The organism is Variovorax sp. GW821-FHT10D07 (assembly GCF_059415325.1).
Window position 1 is genome coordinate 849124 of the sequence record NZ_JBWKMZ010000001.1, and the last position, 21275, is coordinate 870398.

Sequence of the window (21275 nt, forward strand, 5' to 3'; positions counted from 1 at the left end):
GACTGGACGATGCGGATCGGTCTATCGCGCCTCGGCGGGCTGGCGCTCTTCCATCACCGCCGCGAAGTGCCTGTCGTGCATGGCCTCGGCCACCGACTGGCCGGCGCGGATCCGCGACACCATGCCGGCCTGCTTCGCGGCGGTGCGTTCCGCGATGTCGAGGATCTCGTCGATGCGCGCGGCCGAAACGAACACGCAGCCGCAGCGATCGGCGATCACGAAGTCGTCCTGCGCGACCTCGACGCCCGCGACCTTCACGGGCGCGCCCGAGCCCGTCTGCACCAGGCGGTTGCGGGCACTGACCATGGTCACGCCGCGGCCGTACACCGGGTAGCCGATGGCCTCGCTGCCCTCGATGTCGCGGCTGAAGCCGTCGATCACCGTGCCGCGGATGTGCTTCATGGTGGCGGCATTGGCGACGATGTCGCCCCAGCACGAGACGCCCTCGATGCCGCCGGCGATCACGAGGATCCGGTCGTCGCCCCGGCTCTCGGCGATCACGCTGGTGATGGGGTGCACCGTCAGGCCGCCGCTGGCCTGCTTGGGCGCCAGCTGGATGGTGGAGGCGCGGCCGACGATCTGCGGGCACTGCCACAGCGGGCGCAGACCCACCGTGGCGCCGGGCAGTTCGAGGAAGTCCAGCGCGTCGGACACGGTGTTGGTGTCCAGGTCGGCGAGGCGGGAGAGTCGTTGGGCGTCGGTGGTCATGGTCTTTCAGGGGCTGGTGGCGCCGAGGGAGGCGATCGGGTCCGTCATGGCGTTCACGGGTGCAAGGGAAAGCCGATGTTCCGGGGCCGGGTGCGATACGTCCATTCGCAAGAAGGGAAGAACTTGATACGCTCGGCCTATCGATGATCAACTTCCGCCTGCTCCGCCATCTCTACCTTTTCTCGGTGGTCGCCGAGGAGCTGCACTTCCGGCGCGCCGCGGCGCGGCTCGGCATGTCGCAGCCGCCGCTCACCGAGCAGATCCAGGTGCTGGAGGCCGCGCTCAAGGTCCGCCTGTTCGAGCGCTCGAGCAAGGGCGTGCAGCTCACGGCCGAGGGCGCGGCCATCCTGCCGGCCGTGAAGAAGCTGGTGTTCCAGATGGACCGCGTGGAGGTCTCGGTGCAGGAGGCGCTGCGCGGCCGCGGGCGCATGCTGACCATCGGCGCCATCACCACGGCCATGGCCAGCCCCCTGCCCGCGGTGATCGAGCAGCTGAAGGCCGAGGTGCCGGACGCGAGCATCTCGGTGATCGAGATCGACAGTGCCGAGGCGCTGCTCGCGCTCGACGAGGGCGTGATCGACGTGGCCTTCGCGCGCATCGAGGGCGACGCGGGGCAAGGGGTGCAGGCGCGGCCGCTGCGCACCGAGCGCCTCGGCGTCGCCCTGCCCGCGTGGCACCGGTTGGCCGCGCGCAAGACCATCGCGCTGCGCGAGCTGGCGGACGAGGAATTCATCATGTTCCCGCGCGCGGTGAGCCCGAGCTTCTTCGACGGCATCGTCGCGGCCTGCCGCGCGCACGGCTTCACGCCGCGCATCCTGCACGAATCGCGCTCGGTCACCTCGCAGATCGCCATGGTCGGCTGCAGCCAGGGCATCGCGCTGGTGCCGCTGGGGCTGCAGGAGCTCGGCGGCGAGCGGGTCGCGATCAAGCCCTTGAAGGAACAGGTCGACGTCGTGACCATCGCGGTCGCATGGAGCGCGCGGACGCAGGACCCGATGGTCGAGCGCATCGTCGCCATTGCCGCCGCGCTGGGCGCGGGCGGCGGGGCGCGGAAGTCCGTGGCGAGAAAGTAGGCGAGGCCGCCGCTACTTCGCGACGATCACCACCAGCACCGACGCATCCTCCCCATCGGCCGAACGCAGCTTGTGCGCGATGGTGGAATCGAACTGCACGCAGTCGCCCACGTTGAGCATCTCCTTGCGGTTGCCGATCTGCAGCTCGATGCGGCCCGTCAGCACGTAGAGGATCTCCTCGCCGTCGTGGTGGCTCATGATCTTGCTGTGGCCGCCCGCGCGCTCGCCGGGACGCAGCACGAAGGCGCGCATGAGCCGGCCCTGGCTGACGCCGGCGACCAGCGACATGTAGGTGCGGGCCTCCTCTTCCGACGGCGCGGGCGCGCGCACGATGGACACGGCATCGGCCACGGTGGAGCGGCCGAACAGGTTCTCGACGGTGACGCCCAGCGCACTCGCGATCTTCAGTGCCGACTCGATGGACGGCTTGGAGATGCCGCGCTCCACCTTCGACAGGTAGCTGCGCGTGAGTCCGGAGTCGCTGGCCAATTGCTCGAGCGTCAACCCGCTCTGCACCCGCAGGAACTTGAGATTCAGCGCCATGTGTCTGTGGTGTCCATGCGGTCGATCTTAGCGTCGGCGCAGCGGGGCCCGGGGGCTCAGCAGTCGAGCGGCGCCGGGGCGCCACGGGTCTGCCGGCACCAGTAGTCGAAGGTGGCGTTGACGATCGAGGGCTTGAGCAGGTAGTCGTGCGCCTCGCGCGCGAGCACGTCGTCCACCGGCGTCAGCGGGCCGAAGGCCTGGGCGCGGATCTGCATGCGCGCGGCGCGCTCGAGGTAGACCGACAGGTAGGTCGCCTCCTCGATGGTCTGGCCGGCCGTGAGGTAGCCATGGTGCGCGAGCACGATGGCGCGCTTGCTGCCGAGCGCGCCCGAGATGATCACGCCCTCCTGGTCGGCGATCGGAACGCCCGGCCATTCGCCGAGGAAGGCGCAGTCCTCGTGCAGCGGCGTCATGTCCATCTGCGAGATCACCAGCGGCTGGCGCGCGGCCGCGAGCGCCGAGGCCCAGGGCGAGTGGGTGTGGACGATCGACTGGACGTCGGGCCGCGCGCGGTACACCCAAAGGTGGAAGCGCGTGGCGGGGTTGGGCATGCCGGTGCCGGTCAGGGTGTTCAGGTCCTGGTCGACCTCGATGAAGTCCTCGGGCGTGGCCTCGTCGAAGCCGAGGCCGAAGCGCAAGGTCCAGTAGGCGCCGGGTCGTTCCGAGCGCGCGCTGATCTGGCCCGCGAGCCCGGCCTCCTGGCCGGTCATCGCGAGGATGCGGCAGGCATAGGCCAGGCTCTGCTTCATGGTGCGCGGCGCGCCCGCCAGGTGCTGCGCCATCTCGCGGGTGGCGCGCTCGTCGAAGTATTCCTTGCTGCGGAGTTCGGGGGTCATGGTTCGATGAAGAGGAAGTGTGGGTGAAAGGAAGAGGCGCGGCGTTCAGGGCACGGCCGCCAGCACCATGTCGACCAGCCGCTGGACCAGCGGCGATTGCGGCTTGCCCGCGCGCGTGATCACGACCACGCGGCGGCGCATCAGCGGCCGCTCGATGCGGACCTTGCGCAGGTCGTTGTCCTGCAGCAGCTTGTCGGGCATGCGGGTCGGCAGGATGCAGGCGCCCATGCCCGCGGCGACCAGCTTGACCAGGGTGTCGACGGTCTCGGCCTCGGCGACGATCGGCAGCTTCAAACTGCCCTGGCGCACCATCTTGCCGAGCGCATAGTGGGCCGGAAAAGCCACCAGCCGCGGCCGCTCCTCCGTGAGGTCGATGGTCTTGCCATGGGCGCTGTCGCGCGTGGCGATCAGGCACATCTCGTCGTCGAACAGGGGGCGCGTGTCCAGCGTCTGCGAGGCGACGGCCGTGTCGTAGACCAGGCCGATGTCGGCCTTGCCGTTCTCCACCAGCTCGGCCGCGTCCGACGAACTGCGGCACATCAGCGACAACGCGACGTCGCTGCATTCGGCCGAGAAGCGCGCCACGATCTCGCCGAGCAGGTAGTAGCTCAGGGTATGGACCGCCGCCACCCGCACCGTGCCCTGCGACACGCCGTCGTGCTTGCGCACGCAGTCGACCGCGGCATCGATGCTGCGGTAGGCGGCCTCGGTCTTCTCCTTCAGGCCGCGGCCGGCTTCCGTCAGCTCCACGCCGCGCCCGTTGCGCACGAACAGCGGCTGGCCGAGGCAGCTCTCGAGCGTCGCCAGCTGGCGGCTCAGGCCGGGCTGGGTCTGGTCCAGCGCCTCGGCGGCGCGCGAGAGCGACTTCAGGCTCGCGATCTTGAGGAAGTACCGCAGCTGGCGGTCGAGAGAGTCCACGGAGTGTCGTTCAGGCGTTCACGTCCACGACCAGCCGCCCGGCGACCTTGCCGTCGATCAGGTCTTGCGCGGCGGGAATCGCCTGCGCGAGGCCGATGGTCGCGGTCATCGCGAGCGTTTCGTCCGCGCCCAGGGTGCGCTGCAGCTGCGTCCAGGCCTCCAGGCGCCGGGGCAGCCCGGCCTTCACGCTGTCGATGCCCACGAGCGTCACGCCGCGCAGGATGAAGGGCGCGACGGTGGACGGGAAGTCCATGCCCTGCGCCAGCCCGCAGGCCGCGACCACGCCGCCGTACCTGGTGGCGGCGCAGGCATTGGCCAGCGTATGGCTGCCCACGCAGTCGACCACCGCGGCCCAGCGCTCCTTCTGCAGCGGCTTGCCCGGCGCGGACAGCGCCTCGCGGCCGATCACCTCGTGCGCGCCCAGTGCCTTCAGCCGCGCGGCCTCCTGCGGGCGGCCCGTGGCGGCCACGACGCGGAAGCCGCGCCTGGCCAGCAGGCTGACCGCGAAGCTGCCCACGCCGCCATTGGCGCCAGTGACCAGCACCTCGCCGGCCTGCGGCGCGATGTTGCGCTCGATCGCGAGCACGCACAGCATGGCCGTCAGGCCCGCGGTGCCGATCGCCATCGCATGGCGGCTCGTGAGGCCCGCGGGCATCGCCACCAGCCAGGCGGCCGGCACCCTCGCCTTCTGCGCCAGCCCGCCCCAATGGCCTTCGCCCACGCCCCAGCCCGTGAGGATCACCTTGTCGCCGGCCTTGAACTCGGGCGAGGTGCTCTCGCCGACCGTGCCCGCGAAGTCGATGCCGGGCACCATCGGCCACTGCCGCACGATCGGGCCGCGGCCGGTGATGGCGAGCGCGTCCTTGTAGTTGAGGCTCGAGAACTCGACGTCGACCGTGACGTCGCCCGCGGGCAGCGCCGAGGCCTCGAGGGCCTTCACGGCGGCCAGTGTCTTGCCGTCCTGCTGGGTCAGGTGGATCGCGTTGAACATGGGATTCCTTGGGTTGTTCTTCAAAGGGCCGACCGCAGCGAGTCGGCCAGCGCATAGTGGGTGGCACAGCGCACCTCGATCACGGCCGGGCCGCGCACGGCCAATGCCTCGGCCATGACCTGCGCGGCCTCGTCCGCATGCCGCACCACATGGCCCGAAGCGCCGAAGGCCCGGGCGAGCGCGGCGAAGTCGGGATTGCGCAGGTCGGTGCCGCTGACGCGGCCCGGATAGGAGCGCTCCTGGAACGAGCGGATCGTTCCGTACGAGGCGTTGTTGGCAACGACGATCTTCAGGTCGATGCCGCGGTCCACCGCGGTCGCGAGCTCGTTGCCGCTCATGAGGAAGCCGCCGTCGCCGCAGAAGGCGATCACCTGCCGCCGCGGATGGCGCAGGCCCGCGGCCAGGCCCGCGGGCACGCCCATGCCCATGGCGCCGCAGGCCGAGCCGAGCAGGCGGTTCGACGGCCCGAGCCGCAGCGCGCGATGCACCCAGGCGGCGAAGTTGCCCGAATCGGTCGTGAGGATCGTGTCGTCGCGCATCGCGCCGCGCACGGCGTTGATCACATGGCCCAGCACGTCCTGCGCGGGCACGCGGGCTTCGTTCCAGCCGTGCGCGGCCTCGCGCGCCTGCAGGCCCGCGCGCAGCCATTCGCTGCGGTCGGTGGACGGCGGCGTGATGCGCAGCAGCGCGTCCACGAAGGCGCGCGCGGTCGACACCACGCCGAGCGTGGTCGCGAAGTGGCGGCCGATCGCGCCGGCATCGGGGTACACATGCAGCAGCTTCTGCGCGTCGGGCGACTGGCGCGGAACGGTGAAGCCCTGCGTCGACACATCGCCGAGCCGCGTGCCGATGCCCACGACGACGTCGGCCTGCGCGAACAGCGCCGTGTGGACGGCGGAGGGAAAGAAGCCCAGTTGCCCGAGCCAGTGCGGATGCGTGTTGGGAAAGAGGTCCTGGTTCTTGTTCGTGACCGCGACCGGCAGCTGCCAGGCCTCGCTGAGCGCGACCAGCGCCTGCCTGAAGGCGCCATCGGCGCAGGCTTCGCCGCCGACGATGAGCACCGGCCGCTCGGCCCGCGTGAGCAGCGCGGCGGCGTCTTCCAGCGCCTGCATCGACGGCTCGGGCCGCGCGACGCCGAAGCGCGTGGCGGCGCATCGGGGAATCTCCTGGGCCAGCAGGTCCTCGGGCAGCTCGACGATCACCGGGCCCGGCGTGCCGCTGGCCGCGGTCGAGAAGGCGCGCGCCAGGGTCTCGGCGGCCTGCGATGCGAGGTGGATGCGGGCGGTCCACTTCGCCATCGGCCCGAACAGGCGCGCCGCGTCGATCTCCTGCACCGCGTCGCGCCCCAGGTTCGGCAGGTCGACCTGCCCGACCAGCACCACCAGCGGCAGCGCCTCCTGCGAGGCCACGTGGATGCCGATGGTGGCGTTCGCGAGGCCCGGCCCGCGGCTCACCATCACCACGCCCGGCGTGCCCGTCAGCCGCGCATCGGCCGCTGCCGCGAGGCTGGCCGAGCCTTCGTGGCGGCAGGTCACGAGATCGAAGTCCTCGCGGCCGTGCAGCGCATCGAGCAAGGGAAGAAAGCTCTCGCCCGGCACGCTGAAGGCGCGTTGCACGCCGTGAAGGGCGAGGCTGTCGGCAAGGAGGTCGGCGACGCGGAATGGCATGGGGGACTCGGCTTCTATGGGAATTCGTCGTGCGTTCATGCGGCGAGGGCCGCGGCCGGGCGCAGCGGCGCGGCGGTCAACGCCTGCAGCCGTTCGAACGAGAGGCCGTCGACCATGCGGCTCACCACCAGCCCGTCGGGCTCGACCTCGATCACGGCCAGGTCGGTGAAGATGCGCCGCACCACGCCCACGGCGGTCAGCGGAAAGGTGCAGGCCTCGACGATGCGCGAAGCGCCCTCCTTCGTCTGGTGTTCCATCAGCACCCAGATCGACTTCGCGCCCACGGCCAGGTCCATCGCGCCGCCCACGGCCGGCGGCGCCGAGCCGTCGAGGCCCATGCTCCAGTTGGCGATGTCGCCGCGCGCGCTGACCTGGTAGGCGCCGAGGATGGCGATGTCGAGATGGCCGCCGCGCATCATCGCGAACGACAGCCCGGTGTCGAAGTAGGAGCCGCCCGGCAGGATGGTGACGGGTGTCTTGCCCGCGTTGATCAGGTCGCGGTCTTCCGCGCCCGGCGCCGGCCGCGGCCCGATATGCAGGATGCCGTTCTCGCTGTGCGTGACCACGCCCGAGGCCGCGGTGATGTGGTCCGACACCAGCGTCGGGAAGCCGATGCCGAGGTTGACGAAGCTGCGCGGCGGCAGCTGCGAGGCCGCCAGCGCGGCCAGTTGTTCGCGCGTGAGTCTGTTCATGACCGATCTCCCAGGAAGACGCGGTCGACGAAGATGCAGGGCGTCACGATGCATTCGGGATCGAGGCCGCCGACCGGCACGATCTCGTCGACCTCGAACACCACCGTGTCGGCCGCGGTGGCCATCACCGGCGAGTAGTTGCGCGCCGTCTTGTTGTAGACGATGTTGCCCATGGTGTCGGCCTGCCTGCCCTTGAGCAGCGCGAAGTCGGCGCGCAGCGGCTTCTCGAGCACGTAGTCGCGCCCGTCGATGCGCTCCACGCGCTTGCCCTCGGTCAGCACGGTGCCGATGCCCACCGGCGAATAGAAGCCGCCGATGCCCGCGCCGCCGCAGCGGATGCGCTCGATCAGCGTGCCCTGCGGCACCAGCTCGAGCTCGACCGTGCCGGCGCGGTAGGCCACGGCGAAGGCCTTGGCGCTGCGCGGGTACGAGCAGACGATCTTGCGCACGATGCCGGCCGTGAACCAGAGCGACAGGTCGTCGGCATCGGCGCCCGCGTTGTTGGAGATCACGGTGAGTTCGCGCACGCCCAGCGCCAGCACGGCCTGGATGATGGCGCGCGGCAGGCCGGCGCCGCCGAACCCGCCGACCAGCAGCGTGGCGCCATCGCGCAGGCCCTCGAGGGACTGCGCGGCGCTGTCGACCACCACATGTCTCAGGCTCATGGTTGCTTCGTTCCTTGTTGCTCGCCGCGGGCAGGTGCCGAGGGATAGGCCGCGGCCAGCCCGCGGCCGATGCGGTCGTTGAGCATCTCGGTGCTGCCGTCGGCGAAGGCAGCGAGCCGCACCTCGGAGGCGAGCGCGACCAGGCCGCTCGGCGCGGTGGCGCCCACTGCGCCCATCGCGCGGATGCACTGCTCGATGCCTTCGGTGGCGGTCTGGACCGCGATCTTCTTGGCGCTGGCCGCGAGTTCGGGGCCGCAGGTGCCGGCATCGATGCGCCGCGCCGCCTTCACCACGAGCGCATTGGCGGCCTCGAGATGGGCCGCGACCTCCGCCAGCGCCCATTGCAGTCCCTGGTGCGCGAGCAGCGGCTTGCCGAACGCGGTGCGCTGGCCGCAGTACGCGACGGCCGTGCACAGCGCCGCATGCAGCGAGCCGGTGCACATGGCCGCCACATGCACGCGCGCCGCATTGATGGCTTCCATCGAGGCGCGGAAGGCCTCGCCGGGGGCATGGATCAGCGCCCAGTCGGGCACGAAATGCCGTTCGAAGCGGATCTCGGCGAGCCTGAACTCCATCGCGCCCGGCAGCTCGTGCGGCGTCGCGGCGAAGGCCTTGCCGGCCTCGGGCTCGACCACGAAGCCCGCGATCGCCTGCGACCCATCGGCCGCGGTGGTGCGCGCGAGCACCATCAGCAGGTTGGCGATGGCGCCGTTGCTGACCCAGGCCTTGGTGCCGTCGAGCAGCCAGCCGCCCTCGGTGCGCACGGCCTGCGAACGCAGTTGCGTGAGGTCGCTGCCGGCCGTGGGTTCCGACATCGCGGGCGCGCCGATCAAACTGCCGGCCAGCAGCCCCGGCAGCAGACGTTCCTTCTGCACCGCCGAGCCGTGGCGCCACAGCCGCGTCGCCATGCCCTGCATGTTGTTGAGGCAGAAGGCCGCGGCGAAGCCATGGCCCGCCATGGTCTGCGCGACGCGGACCTTGCAGAGGAAGGAGGCACCGAAGCCGCCGCCCTCCTCGGGCACCTGCAGGCCGAGCATGCCCAGCGCGGCCCATTGGGCGATCACCGTGCGTTCGCAGGGCTCGCCGCGCGAACGCGCCTGCGCGAGCCGTGGCGCGAGCACCTCGGTGCAGAAGCGCTCGGTGTCGCGCACCAGCGCCAGCTCGCGCGCCGTGAGGCCGCTGTCCAGTTCGTCGAAGAAGCTCATGGTCAGCGCCTTCCGTCTCAATCGACGATCGGGAAGTTGGAGTCCTTCACGAACTTCTTCCAGTAGTCGATTTCCTTCCTGATGTCGGCCGCGAAGGACGCGGGCGTCGAGCCCTTGATGGCCACCGCGCCGATGGGCGCGAGACGCTTCTCGAAGTCCTCGCTCGCGATCGCGCGGGTCAGCGCGGCCGAGGCCTTGGCGATGATCTCGGGCGGTGTCTTCGCGGGCGCCACGAGGCCGAACCAGGGCGAGATGTCCATGCGCGCGGCACCGGCCTGCTGCAGCGTGGGCAGTTGCGGGAACAGCGCCGAGCGCTCGTCGGCCGCGATGGCCAGGGCGCGCAGCTTGCCGGCCTGCACCTGCTGCGCCACGGTGGACTCGGTGAAGAAGCCGACCTGCACCACGCCCGCCATCAGGTCGGTGATGGGCTGGCCGCCGCCCGGGTAGTTCACCAGCGTGAGGTCGACGCCGTTGAGCACGCCGAACAGCGCGCCGCCGAAATGCGAGGACGCGCTGTAGGTCGCGCTGTAGTTGAGCTCGCCGGGATGGGCCTTGGCATAGGCGACGAACTCCTTCACGTCCTTCACGGCCAGCGTGGGGTTCACCACCATCAGCACGCGCTGCTTCGCGAACTTGCCGATGGGCTCGAAGTCGGCCACGGGGTCGTAGGGCAGCTTGCGGAACACGGCCGCCGCGCGGGTCTGCACCGACTCGGCCGTGAGCATCAGCGTGTCGCCGTCGGGCTTCTGCTTCGCGACGTAGGCGGCGGCCACGGTGCCGCCCGCGCCACCGCGGTTCTCGATGATCACCGGCTGACCCAGCTCCTTCGACAGCGACTGGCCGACGATGCGCGCCACGATGTCGGTCGGCCCGCCGGGCGGGAAGCCGACCACGAGACGCACGGGCCGCGTGGGCCAGGCCTCCGCGGCCATCGAAGCGGTCATCGAAGCGGCAGCGGTCGCGGCGAATGCGGCGCAGACCAGGGACTTGAGCAAGGGAGAGATTCGCATGTGGATACCTCGTAGCGTGTGATGAATATGTCCCATATGACACTTTGTGTCAAACCGGGAAACGAGCGTTTTCCGTTGAATAACAGCTATGCGTCAGAGGGAAAGGAAGGCGTGCCTGCCTGTGGAGGAACGGAGCACCGTTCATGCCAAAAGGAAACTTTGGGTCCTGCTTCGGCAGCGGGCAGGCCTTCGGGACGGTCGTTCGAATGGAGCGAGTTCGGCCCCGCGCTGGAGGCCTCCCGCCGAATGGACGCGGGCCGCCGGCGCGCCTCGCGGCCGGCGCGCGAGCCATGCATCGCGCGAGATAGCAGCTATGCGGCTGCGGCCTTTCATGCGCGGCCCGTGACGGGCCCGAATGCACGGCCGCATGCGCCGCGACGGTGCGCTACAGCGCCTCGAGCGCCTGCTTCAGGTCGGCGATCAGGTCGTCCACGTCTTCCAGCCCCACCGAGAGGCGCACCAGCTTCATGGTCACGCCCTCGCTGAGCCGCGCGCCCGGCTCCACCTGCTGGTTGGCGCGGATCAGCGCGCCCGGATGCGTGATCAGCGTCTCGGTGTCGCCGAGGCTGATCGCGCGCGAGATCAGCCGCAGCCGGTCGATCATGCGGATCGCGCCCTGCTCGCCCGACTTGAGGTCGAAGGAGAGCATGCCGCTGCCGTGCTTCATCTGGCGCTGCGCGATCGCATGGCCCGCGTTGTCGGCCAGGAAGGGATAGCGCACCACCTCCACCGCCGGATGCGCGGCGAGCATCTGCGCGATCTTCAATGCGCTCTCGCCATGCTGGCGCATGCGCAGCGTCAGGGTCTTGAGGCCACGCAGCACCAGGAAGCAGAGCATCGGCGACAGCGTGGCGCCGGTCAGGTAGCGCAGCCCGGCCTTGCGGATCTTGTGGACGGTGGCGGCATCGCCCAGCACCACGCCGCCGAGCAGGTCGCCATGGCCGTTGATGTACTTGGTCAGCGAATGCACCACGAGGTCGGCGCCATGGTCCATGGGCCGCTGCAGGGCCGGCGACGCGAAGGTCGAGTCGACCACCACCCTGGCGCCATGCCGGCGGGCGATGTCGGCCAGCGCCCGGATGTCGAGCACCTCGCCGGTCGGGTTGACCGGCGATTCGAAGTACACGATCTTCGTCTTGTCCGACAGCGCCTGCTCGAGATTGCGCGGATCGGAGAAGTCGACGCGCCGCACGCGGATGCCGAAGCGCGGCAGGCCGTCGGCCAGCAGCAGGCCCACGGTCGAATAGGCCGTGTGGTGCGCGATGAGCTCGTCGCCGGCCGACAGCAGGGTCAGCAGCGTGGCGCTGATGGCGCCCATGCCGGAGCCGGTGACCAGGCCCGCCTCGGCGCCCTCGAGGTCGGCCAGCCGGCGCTCGAGCAGCGCCTGCGTGGGGTTGTGCTGGCGGCCGTACACGTACTTCTCGCTCTCGCCCGAGAACACGGCGGCCGCGTCGGCGGTCGACTCGAAGGCATAGGTCGAGGTCAGGTAGATCGGCGGCGAGACGGCGCCGAAGGCATCGGCCTCGTGGCCCGCGTGGATGGTCCGGGTCTGGAATCCCGCCGCGTGGGCGGCTTCGTTCGATGGCATCTGTGCTCCTGGTGGTTGGGAATAGGTAACGCGCGGGTCAATGGACGATCTGGCTCAGGAAGAGCCGCGCGCGCTCGGTCTGCGGATCGGCGAAGAAGCGCTCGGGCGCGCCCTGCTCGACGATCTCGCCGCGGTCCATGAAGATCACGCGGTCGGCGACCTTGCGCGCGAAGCCCATCTCGTGCGTCACGCACAGCATCGTCATGCCGCTCTCCTGCGCCAGGCCGATCATCACGTCGAGCACCTCCTTGACCATCTCGGGATCGAGCGCCGAGGTGGGCTCGTCGAACAGCATGACTTTCGGGCCCATGCACAGCGAGCGCGCGATCGCCACGCGCTGCTGCTGGCCGCCCGAGAGCTGGCCCGGGAACTTGCCGGCCTGCTCGGGAATGCGCACGCGCTCGAGGTACTTCATGGCGGTCGCGCGAGCCTCGGCCATCGGCTTCTTCAGCACCCAGACCGGGCCCAGCGTGAGGTTCTCCATCACCGTCAGGTGCGGGAACAGGTTGAAGTGCTGGAACACCATGCCCACGTCGCGGCGGATGGTCTCGATATGGCGCAGGTTGTTGCTCAGCTCGGTGCGATCGATGACGATGCGGCCGCTCTGGTGCTGCTCGAGGCGGTTGATGCAGCGGATCAGCGTCGACTTGCCCGAGCCCGACGGGCCGCAGACGACGATGCGCTCGCCGCGCGCCACGTCGAGGTGGATGTCGCGCAGCACGTGGAACTGCCCGTACCACTTGTTGACGGCTTGCATCTGGATGATCGGTTCGGTCACGGCGGAGTCCTTCGTTCTTGTGGGGGTCATGGCGGCGCTACTTGACTGCGTTGTCGCTGGCGTGGCCGGTGGCGAGCGAGCGCTCGAGCGACCGGCTGTACTTGGAGAGCGAGAAGCAGAAGACGAAATAGATCGCGCCGATGAACAGATAAGCCTCCACGCCGAAGCCGCCCCAGGCCGGGTCGGCCAGCGCGGCCTTCGCGGCCTGCGTGAGGTCGAAGATGCCGATGATCACGACCAGCGAGGTGTCCTTGAACAACGCGATGAAGGTGCTGACCAGCGGCGGTATCACGACCTTCAGCGCCTGCGGCAGCACCACGCGCCGCATCTGCTGCGCATACGACAGGCCGATGGACTCGGCGCCCTCGTACTGCCCCTTGGGAATCGACTGCAGGCCGCCGCGCACCACCTCGGCGATGTAGGCCGCGGCGAACAGCACGATGGCCAGCTGCGCGCGCAGCAGCTTGTCGATGCTCATGCCCTCGGGCAGGAACAGCGGCAGCATCACCGAGGACATGAACAGGATGCTGATCAGCGGCACGCCGCGGATCAGCTCGATGTAGCCCACGCACAGCGCCTTGATGGCCGGCATCCTCGAGCGGCGCCCGAGCGCGAGCACCACGCCGAGCGGAAAGGCGAAGGCGATGCCGAAGGTCGAGAGGATCAAGGTCAGCGGCAGGCCGCCCCAGCGCACGTTCTCCACGTAGCTCAGGCCGAACAGGCCGCCCCACATCAGCAGCGCGACGAGCGCGAGCGCGCCGGTCCAGAGCATGGTGAGCTTCAGGTCCCACGTGCGCCGCGCGGCGCTGTAGACCAGCGTGCCGATCAGCGCCAGGGTCGCGAGCAGCGGCCGCCATTGCTCGTCGTAGGGATAGGTGCCGAACAGGATCAGCCGGTGCTTCTCGGCGATGAAGGCCCAGCAGGCGCCGCCGGGCGCGTTCCGGCAGCCCTGCGCGGTCGGCGACGAGAAGGTGGCTTTCACGAGGAGCCAGTCGACCAGCGGCGGCACGGTCATCAGCAGCAGCCACAGGCACAGCAGGGTGCCGAGGATGCCCGCGGGCGACTGGAACAGGCGCTCGCGGATCCATGGCCAGGCACGCAGGGCGCGTGGCGCTCGCTCCGGCGCGCGCGGGGTGGCGGTCGTGCCGCCGGTCAGGGAAGTGGGGTTCATGTCAACGCTCGACGAGCGCGATGCGCCGGTTGTAGGCATTCATGGCGAGCGAGATGCACAGGCTCACCGTCATGAAGGCGGCCATGATGATCAGGATGCCCTCGATGGCCTGGCCGGTCTGGTTCAGGGTCGTGTTCACCACGGAGACGAGGTCGGGATAGCCGATGGCCACGGCCAGCGAGCTGTGCTTGACGAGGTTGAGGTACTGGCTCGTGGCCGGCGGCACCATCACCCGCAACGCCTGGGGCAGCACCACCAGCCGCAGCGAACGCCCGCGCCGCAGGCCCAGCGACTCGGCCGCCTCCCACTGCCCGCGGTTCACCGACTGCACGCCCGAGCGCACGATCTCGGCGATGAAGGCCGCCGTGTAGCTCACGAGCCCGACCAGCAGCGCGAACAGCTCGGGCGAGAGGTTCCATCCGCCGGCGAAGCCGAAGCCGCTCGGGTGCGGGACCTCCATCCACAGCTGCGCGCCGCTCAGGGCCCAGGCCAGCACGGGCAGGCCCGCGAACAGTGCCGCCGCCCAGGGCGCGAGCGCCATCGGATGGCCGGTCAGCGCCTGCCGTCTCCTGCTCCAGCGCGCGAGCAGGAAGGTGCCAACGCCCGCCATGGCCAGCGCGCCGACCATCCATGCGAGCGAGTCGCCGAGCAGCGCCGGCATCAGCAGCCCGCGGTTCGACAGGTACACGCCCGGCAGCGGATGGTGCGCGGCGCGCGGGCCCGGCATGCTCTCGGAGATCAGCGCATACCAGAGCAGCAGCTGCAGCAGCAGCGGCACGTTGCGCACGCACTCCACGTAGGCCGCGGCCAGTCGCGACACCAGCCAGTTGCCCGACAGCCGGGCCACGCCGACCAGGGTGCCGAGCACGGTGGCCAGCACGAGCGCGATGAGCGACACGCGCAGCGTGTTGAGCAGGCCGACGACGATGGCGCGGCGATAGGTATCGGCCGGCGTGTAGTCGATCGGGGTCTCGCCGATCGCGAAGCCTGCCTCGCGGTCGAGGAAGGCGAAGCCGGTGGAGATGTTGCGTGCCGCCAGGTTGTGCAGCGTGTTCGACACCAGGTACCAGGCGGTCAGCGCCACCAGCGCGACCACGACGACCTGGTAGACCAGCGCGCGCAGGCCGGGGTCGTTCCACGACAGGCGCGCGCGCGGCCGTGGGGGCATGGCGCCCGTGTTTTCTTCGATCATGGGAAATCCTCGATTCGCTTCGGGTACGGCCGTGCCGGCGGCAGCCCGCCGGCTCGGCCTCTCTCGTTCAGGAACGAATCAGCGGATCGGCCAGCCGTACATCAGGCCGCCCTTGGTGTAGAGCGCATTGAGCCCGCGATCGAGCTTCATCGGGCTGCCCGCGCCGACGCTGCGGTCGAAGACCTCGCCGTAGTTGCCGACCTGCTTGATGATCCGGTAGGCCCACTTGTCGTCCACGCCCAGCGCCTTGCCCATGCCGGGCACGGTGCCGAGGATGCGCTGGATGTGCGGCGCCGGGTTCTTCAGCGCCTCGTCGACGTTCTTCGAGCTCAGGCCGTACTCCTCGGCCTCGAGCATCGCGTTGAGCGACCAGCGCACGACGTTGAACCAGGCCTCGTCGCCCTGGCGCACCATCGGCCCGAGCGGCTCCTTCGACAGCGGCTCGGGCAGGATCACGTACTTGTCGGTGCTGCCCAGGTTGATGCGCGCCAGCGCCAGCTGCGACTTGTCGAGCGTGATGCCGTCGCAGCGCCCCGACATGAAGGCGCGCTTGATCTCGTCCACGGTGTCGAGCAGCACCGGCTTGAACTCCATCTTCAGCCCGCGGAACCAGTCGGCCAGGTTGAGTTCGGTGGTGGTGCCCGGCAGCACGCAGATGGTGGCGCCCGCGAGCTTCTTCGCGCTGGTGACGTTCGAGTCCTTGGTCACCATGATCCCCTGGCTGTCGTAGAAGTTGACGCCCACGCCGATCAGCCCGAGCGTGGTGTCGCGCGTCAGCGTCTGGGTGGTGTTGCGCGTCAGCACGTCGATCTCGCCGGACTGCAGCGCGGTGAAGCGCGCCTGCGTCGTGAGCGGCACCACGCGGAACTTGGTGGCGTCGCCGAACATCGCCGCGGCGATCGCGCGGCAGGTGTCGACGTCGATGCCCTGCCATTCGCCCTTGCTGTCGGTAAAGGCGAAGCCCGGCAGATTGGTCGATACGCCGCACTGCACCAGGCCCCGCTTCTTGACTGCGTCGAAGGTGGTTCCCGCATGGGCGCGGGTTCCGACGGTGAGGACGAGCAAGGCGCTCAGCGCAAGGCCCAACAGCTTCATGGAGTGTCTCTTTCTGGATTTCTTGGAATCAAGCGGAATGGCTTCGAAGGGCCACGCATCCTTCGCGGCCCGGGTGCCGCCGCGAAGTGCGCGAAGTATCGGGACGATGGCCCGTGAAGGCCATGTACGAAGCGCCATATCAGCTATACCGCTTGGCCGGTCGCCCTCCTCTCATTCGCTGTCCATGAAGGTGGGGCGCAGCTACCAGCGATAGGTCGCCGTGGCGCTCACCTGCCGCAGGTCGCCATAGGAGCAGAAGTTCGCATCGCAGCCGCCGAAGTAGGCCTTGTTGGTCAGGTTGCGCAGGTTGAGCGCCAGGCTCCAGCGCTCGAAGTCATAGCCGACCATGGCGTCGAACAGGGTGTAGGCCGGCACCTTGGCCGGCGCGGCACTGCCCTCGCCGCGGGTCGAGCCCGAGTAGCGCACGCCGAGGCCCGCCTTGACGCCGTTGGCGAAGCGGTAGTCGGCCCACAGCGCGGCGCGCTGCCTGGCGACCGCGTTGGGCTGGGTGCCGATGTCCTTGGGGTTGCTGCTGGCGATGGTCTTGTACTGCGGGATCCAGGTGTAGCTCAGCGACACGTTCATCTTCGGCATCGGCTGGAACAGCGCCTCGAGTTCCAGGCCGCGCGACAGCACCTCGCCCGTCTGCCGCGGCTGGAAGTCGGGGTCGTACGAGAGGTAGTTCCTGCGCCGCAGGTCGAAGACCGCCGCGCTGTAGCTGTCCTTGGTGCCCGGCGGCTGGTAGCGCAGGCCCGCTTCGTACTGCCGGCCGGTCTCGGGATCGAAGGGACGCCGGGTGTCGGGGTTGATCGTGAGCACCGGCGTGAACGATTCGGAGTAGCTGAGGTAGGGCGCCCAGCCGCTGGGCGCGAGGTAGACCAGCCCCGCGCGCTTTGTGAACTTGTGGCTGCGGATGCGCGTGACGCTGTCGGCGAGGCGGTCGGTCGATTCGGTTTCGGCGCTGTCGTAGCGCCCGCCGATCGTCGCCACCCAGTGCTGCGCGAACCTGATCTGGTCCTGCAGGTAGAGGCTGGTCTGGGCCAGCGTGCTGTCGCTGGAGATGTACGGGTCGGGCACCTGCACCGGGCCGCCGTAGACGGGCGCGAACACGTCGATGGGCGCGAAGCTGCCGCCGTAGCGGCTGATCTGGTCGTAGCGCGAGCGCTGGTACTCGAGGCCGACCAGCGCGGTGTGCTGCGTGGCGCCGAGCTGGAACCTGGCCTGGGCCTGGTTGTCGACCACGAACTGCTTCGCCTTCTCCTTGCTCGCGAACACCACGCGGTCGAACTGCCGGAAGTTGACCGGGCTGTCGGCGTTGTCGGGATCGACGGTGCGGTATCCGGCGCCGGGCCAGGTCTGCTGCAGGTCGGTGCGCAGGCGGCCGTAGCGCAGGTTCTGGCGCACGGTCCAGGTGTCGCCGAAGCGGTGCTCGAACTGGTAGCCGACCATCCACTGGTTCTGGTCGAAGCGATCGAAGCCGGGCTCGCCCAGGAAGGTCGAGGCGCGGATCCTGCCGTTCGGGTTGGGCAGCAGCGTTCCCCTGACCGGCGCCGCGTTGTAGACCACGCCCGAGCGGTCGCGCAGGAACTGGGACAGCAGCGTGAGGCTGGTGTCGGCGGAAGGCTTCCAGGTCAGCGAGGGCGCGAGGTAGAGCCGGTCGTCCTTCTCCTTGGCATCGATCGGCAGCTTGGCGTCGCGCGCGACGCCGGTGATGCGATAGAGCCACTTGCCCTCGTCGTCGAGCGGGCCCGAGAAATCGCCGGCCACCTGGCGCCGGCCGTGGTCGCCGATCTGCAGCTGCATCTCGCGCAGCGGCTGGGCGGTCGGCCGCTTGCTGGTCTGGTTGATGATGCCGCCCGGGCTGCCCTGGCCGAACAGCACCGATGCCGGGCCGCGCAGGACCTCGACCCGCTCCAGGCCGTAGTTGTCGGTCCGCCACAGGCCCCAGGTGTTCATGTTGCGCAGCGGCATGCCGTCCAGGTAGTTGCCGGGCGTGTAGTTGGTGAAACCGCGCAGCGAGATCCAGTCGAAGCGGCTGTCGGCGCTGTAGGCCGAGGTCACGCCGGGGGTGTAGCCCAGCGCCGTGCCCAGCGTCCGCGCACCGATGGCATCCATGCGCTCGGCCGTGACCACCGAGATCGACTGCGGCGTCTCGACGATCGGCGTGTCGGTCTTGGTGGCGCTCGCGCTGCGCAGCGCCACGTAGCCGCGCACCGGCCCGGTCACGGTTTCTTCCTGCGCGTTGACGGTCACCGGGGGCAGCGTCGCGCCCGGTGCCGGGGCCGTCGACTCCTGCACGATCACCGCCGTGCCGTCGACGCGGGCCGCGAGGCCGCTGCCGGCCAGCAGCCGGTCCAGCGCCTGCCTCGGGCTCAGGGCGCCCGAGACGGCCGGCGCCATCTTGTCGCGCACCAGCGCGGGCTGGACGATCAGCTGCATGCGCGTCTGCAGGGCCCAGTCGCCGAGGGCCTGGCCCAGCGGCTTGGCGGCGATGTCGAAGCGCATGGCGCTGGCCGAGAGATCGATGCCGGCGGTCTGGGCGTGCAGCGGTGCGACGGCGAAGACCAGTGCGCAGGCAACGGCCAGCGGCGCGGGGCGCAACGGAAAGCGGGACATGAGGGGTTCTCCAGAGATGAAACGGATGGCAGTCAGCCGTGGAGACGGGCGAGCTTCCGGATACCCCAGGTCGGGCCCGCGAAAAAAAACGATGCGCGCGACCCTTCTATCGGGCCAGCACCACTTCCGCGGCGCCGCCCTCGGTCTCTTTCAAGCGCACGGGCAGCGAAGCCGGCAGCACGCGCCGGAAGGTCGCCATGTCGCGCGGATCGAACACGCCGGTGATCGGCAGGGCCGCGACGGCGGGGTCCGCGATCACGAGCCGCGGATCGCCATAGCGCGCCAGTTCGGCCAGCGCGCGGTCCAGGCGCTGGTTGTCGAAGCGGACGCGGTGATCGCGCCAGGGCGCGAGGCCGGCGCTGGAGACCGGCGAGACGGCCGACAGCGCGCCTTGCGCATTGCTCGAGACCTGCTGCCCGGGCGACAGCAGCAGGTCCGCCTCGGTGCCCGCGCCGCGCGCTGCCTGCCCGACGCGCACCCGGCCCTCCTCGACGGCCACGTGCACGCCTTCGCTGCCGGCGATGTCGGGCGTATGGCGCACGAAGAAGCGCGTGCCCACGACGGTGATGCGCAGCGGTCCGGCCAGCACGTGGAAGGGCCGCGCGGGATCGCCCTGCACGGAGAAGGCCGCCTGGCCTTCGAGCAGCCGGACCTCGCGGCGCTGGCGGTAGTAGCTGATCTCCAGCCGGGTCGCGGTGTCGAGCCGCAGGCGGCTGCCGTCGGGCAGCGGCACGTCGAGCTGCTGGCCGCGCCGGGTGGCCATGGCCTGCACGAACACCGGCTGGGCTTCCCAGTGGTTCCAGGCGAGCAGCCCCGTGCCGGCCGCCACGGCCACGACGGCCGCCACCGCGACGGCGGGCACCAGCACGCGGCGCCGCGAGGGCATGGCCGGCATGGCGGGTGTCCCGGCGGGGCTGGCGGCCTCCATGGCGCGGTCGTAGGCCAGGTTGCGCTGCAGCAGGCTTCGCATGTCCTGCGGGATCGCGTCGAAGGCCTGCCATTCGCCGCCCCAGCGTTCGAAGGCCTCGCGGTGCAGCGGATCGGCCGCGAGCCAGTCCTGGAAGGCCTGTTCCTCGCGCGCGCCGAAGGCTTCGCCGCGACGGCGGACAAACCAGTCCAGCGCTTGCTCGCGCATGCGCGCGGCATCGGCTGGCTGGATCGAGGGGTGGCTCATGGGGCGTTGGTTCTCGTCGAGGTAGACGTGCGGGCGGTCGAATACCCTAGGTCGGACAGCGATACGGTTTTCTCACTCGAGCCGCGAGCGGTGGAGCTTCTTGCGCGGCACAGTGGCGGCGTTGCCGTCGCCGCCCGCGGACAGGTTGCGGCAGCGCTCGCAGGCATCGAGCGCATGCTTGAGGTGCTGTTCCACCATCTTGACCGAAATGCCCATCTGCGCGGCGACCTGGGCATAGCTCAGGCCGTCGAAGCGGTTGAGCATGAAAGCTTCGCGGCAACGCGGCGGCAGATTGTCGATGACCGAGACCAGCGCCAGCAGGCCCTGGCGCGAGGCCAGCGCGGTTTCGGGTTCCCAGCTTCGCGGGCCCGGCGCTTCGACGGGTTCGAGCTGCGCGGGCGGCAGCTCCACGCCGGCGCGCACCCTGCCGTGGCGCTGGTGATCGATCACGAGGTTGCGCGCGGTCTGGTAGAGCAGCGCGCGCGGATCGCCGATGGTCGAGCCCGAGGCCTGCGCCGCATAGACGCGCGCATAGCTTTCCTGCGTCATGTCGGCCGCAACGCTGCGGTCGGACACCTTGCGGGAAAGAAAGCCCAGCAATTCGCGGTAATAACGCTCGAACACAGCCCGCCGAAGTCCTGAAATAGGTTGGTCGAAGTCCCTGGGGCAGGTTGGCTTCGGCGCGGCGTGGCTGACCTGATGCGGTTCGGAAGCGTCCGAACGCGCCGGGATTATCCGCGATGGTTCGCGGGCCCCGGCCGATCAGGTTCCGTTCACGCAAGGCTTCTAGCATCCGCGCATGCTGCTCGCACGCATCCGCCGATTCGCCGAAGCGCACCACCGCGCGTGGTGCCTCGCGGGCATCCTGCTGGTGTTCCTGCAGCCGTTCATCGCCGCCCACTTCTGCTGCGACGGCATCGAGGACGAGCCCATGCTGCGGGTGCGCGCGCTCGGGGAAATGAGCCAGTTCGAGGCCGACGACCGCGAGAACCACGCCAGCGATCGCGAGACCACGATCTTTGCGCAGGTGCCCGCGGGCATCGATCATCCCGATACGCTGAGTGCCGGCCTGGGCACGCTGCTGGCGCTGGTGCTCGCGCTGCTGCCGCTGGCGCGGGTCGCCAGCCGGCCGGTGGCGCCCACCGGCCGTATCGGCCCCGAGCAGGTGCCGCCGCGCGGCGGCGCGCCGCCACCCGCCTTCCCCTGGAGGCGCCGCCCTCCCCCCACCGCTCCACCCCCGACGCACTGAGAGAAGCGACGCCTCGCGCGCCGCCCTTCCCGCCGCGCATGCCCTGCCGCGGCGACCCATCTCTTCCTCGAACGGAGGTTCCCCGTGTTCGTCCTTTTCGGGCG

20 protein-coding genes are annotated in these 21275 nt (G+C 70.1%); 2 read left to right on the forward strand and 18 right to left on the reverse strand.

Annotated features, from left to right (window positions below):
• Positions 1-21: 21 nt before the first annotated feature.
• Entirely contained in the window at positions 22-708 is a 687-nt protein-coding gene (locus AC07PU_RS03955) for an RraA family protein (RefSeq protein ID WP_495315406.1), read from the reverse strand.
• A 143-nt stretch (positions 709-851) separates the two neighbouring features.
• Between AC07PU_RS03955 and AC07PU_RS03960 the strand changes: the two genes are divergently transcribed.
• On the forward strand, positions 852-1781 hold the full coding sequence (locus tag AC07PU_RS03960; protein WP_495315409.1) for a LysR family transcriptional regulator: 930 nt from the start codon (positions 852-854) through the stop codon (positions 1779-1781).
• Positions 1782-1793: 12 nt separating this feature from the next.
• On the opposite strand, the gene AC07PU_RS03965 is transcribed toward AC07PU_RS03960, so the two are convergent.
• The 17 genes from AC07PU_RS03965 to AC07PU_RS04045 all read right to left on the reverse strand — a co-directional run bounded on the left by AC07PU_RS03965 (position 1794) and on the right by AC07PU_RS04045 (position 20546).
• Positions 1794-2324, reverse strand: coding sequence for a helix-turn-helix domain-containing protein (locus AC07PU_RS03965; RefSeq protein WP_296782247.1), 531 nt, complete (start codon positions 2322-2324; stop codon positions 1794-1796).
• Between the two features lie 56 nt (positions 2325-2380).
• On the reverse strand, positions 2381-3160 hold the full coding sequence (locus AC07PU_RS03970; RefSeq protein WP_495315411.1) for an aldolase: 780 nt from the start codon (positions 3158-3160) through the stop codon (positions 2381-2383).
• A 45-nt stretch (positions 3161-3205) separates the two neighbouring features.
• Positions 3206-4078, reverse strand: a complete 873-nt coding sequence (locus AC07PU_RS03975) for a LysR family transcriptional regulator (protein WP_495315413.1) — start codon at positions 4076-4078, stop codon at positions 3206-3208.
• A gap of 10 nt (positions 4079-4088) precedes the next feature.
• The gene (acuI, locus tag AC07PU_RS03980) at positions 4089-5069 is read right to left on the reverse strand and encodes an acrylyl-CoA reductase (NADPH) (RefSeq protein WP_495315415.1); all 981 of its coding nucleotides are present in this window, start codon (positions 5067-5069) and stop codon (positions 4089-4091) included.
• Positions 5070-5089: 20 nt separating this feature from the next.
• Positions 5090-6736, reverse strand: a complete 1647-nt coding sequence (locus AC07PU_RS03985) for a thiamine pyrophosphate-dependent enzyme (RefSeq protein ID WP_495315416.1) — start codon at positions 6734-6736, stop codon at positions 5090-5092.
• Between the two features lie 35 nt (positions 6737-6771).
• On the reverse strand, positions 6772-7428 hold the full coding sequence (locus AC07PU_RS03990; protein ID WP_490875369.1) for a 3-oxoacid CoA-transferase subunit B: 657 nt from the start codon (positions 7426-7428) through the stop codon (positions 6772-6774).
• On the reverse strand, positions 7425-8093 hold the full coding sequence (locus AC07PU_RS03995) for a 3-oxoacid CoA-transferase subunit A (RefSeq protein ID WP_490875368.1): 669 nt from the start codon (positions 8091-8093) through the stop codon (positions 7425-7427). The genes AC07PU_RS03990 and AC07PU_RS03995 overlap by 4 nt, the downstream gene beginning before the upstream one ends.
• The gene (locus tag AC07PU_RS04000; protein WP_495315419.1) at positions 8090-9298 is read right to left on the reverse strand and encodes an acyl-CoA dehydrogenase family protein; all 1209 of its coding nucleotides are present in this window, start codon (positions 9296-9298) and stop codon (positions 8090-8092) included. Before AC07PU_RS04000 ends, AC07PU_RS03995 begins: the two co-directional genes overlap by 4 nt.
• Positions 9299-9315: 17 nt before the next feature.
• On the reverse strand, positions 9316-10308 hold the full coding sequence (locus tag AC07PU_RS04005) for a Bug family tripartite tricarboxylate transporter substrate binding protein (RefSeq protein WP_495315421.1): 993 nt from the start codon (positions 10306-10308) through the stop codon (positions 9316-9318).
• Positions 10309-10693: 385 nt separating this feature from the next.
• Positions 10694-11896, reverse strand: coding sequence for a trans-sulfuration enzyme family protein (locus AC07PU_RS04010; protein ID WP_495315423.1), 1203 nt, complete (start codon positions 11894-11896; stop codon positions 10694-10696).
• Positions 11897-11933: 37 nt separating this feature from the next.
• Positions 11934-12704, reverse strand: a complete 771-nt coding sequence (locus tag AC07PU_RS04015) for an amino acid ABC transporter ATP-binding protein (protein WP_444814006.1) — start codon at positions 12702-12704, stop codon at positions 11934-11936.
• A gap of 7 nt (positions 12705-12711) precedes the next feature.
• Positions 12712-13845: an amino acid ABC transporter permease gene (locus tag AC07PU_RS04020; RefSeq protein ID WP_495315425.1), complete on the reverse strand. Its 1134-nt coding sequence runs from the start codon at positions 13843-13845 to the stop codon at positions 12712-12714.
• Position 13846: 1 nt separating this feature from the next.
• Positions 13847-15037 (reverse strand): amino acid ABC transporter permease, encoded by a 1191-nt coding sequence (locus AC07PU_RS04025; RefSeq protein ID WP_495315427.1) that lies wholly within the window; start codon positions 15035-15037, stop codon positions 13847-13849.
• A 78-nt stretch (positions 15038-15115) separates the two neighbouring features.
• Complete coding sequence (locus tag AC07PU_RS04030; protein WP_093349860.1) at positions 15116-16132, reverse strand: amino acid ABC transporter substrate-binding protein; 1017 nt, start codon at positions 16130-16132, stop codon at positions 15116-15118.
• Between the two features lie 201 nt (positions 16133-16333).
• Complete coding sequence (locus AC07PU_RS04035; RefSeq protein WP_495315429.1) at positions 16334-18748, reverse strand: TonB-dependent siderophore receptor; 2415 nt, start codon at positions 18746-18748, stop codon at positions 16334-16336.
• A 106-nt stretch (positions 18749-18854) separates the two neighbouring features.
• Positions 18855-19922 (reverse strand): FecR family protein, encoded by a 1068-nt coding sequence (locus tag AC07PU_RS04040; RefSeq protein WP_495315431.1) that lies wholly within the window; start codon positions 19920-19922, stop codon positions 18855-18857.
• A 72-nt stretch (positions 19923-19994) separates the two neighbouring features.
• Positions 19995-20546, reverse strand: a complete 552-nt coding sequence (locus AC07PU_RS04045) for an RNA polymerase sigma factor (RefSeq protein ID WP_495315433.1) — start codon at positions 20544-20546, stop codon at positions 19995-19997.
• Between the two features lie 175 nt (positions 20547-20721).
• On the opposite strand from AC07PU_RS04045, the gene AC07PU_RS04050 reads away from it, so the two are divergent.
• On the forward strand, positions 20722-21171 hold the full coding sequence (locus AC07PU_RS04050) for a hypothetical protein (RefSeq protein ID WP_296782215.1): 450 nt from the start codon (positions 20722-20724) through the stop codon (positions 21169-21171).
• Positions 21172-21275 lie beyond the last annotated feature (104 nt).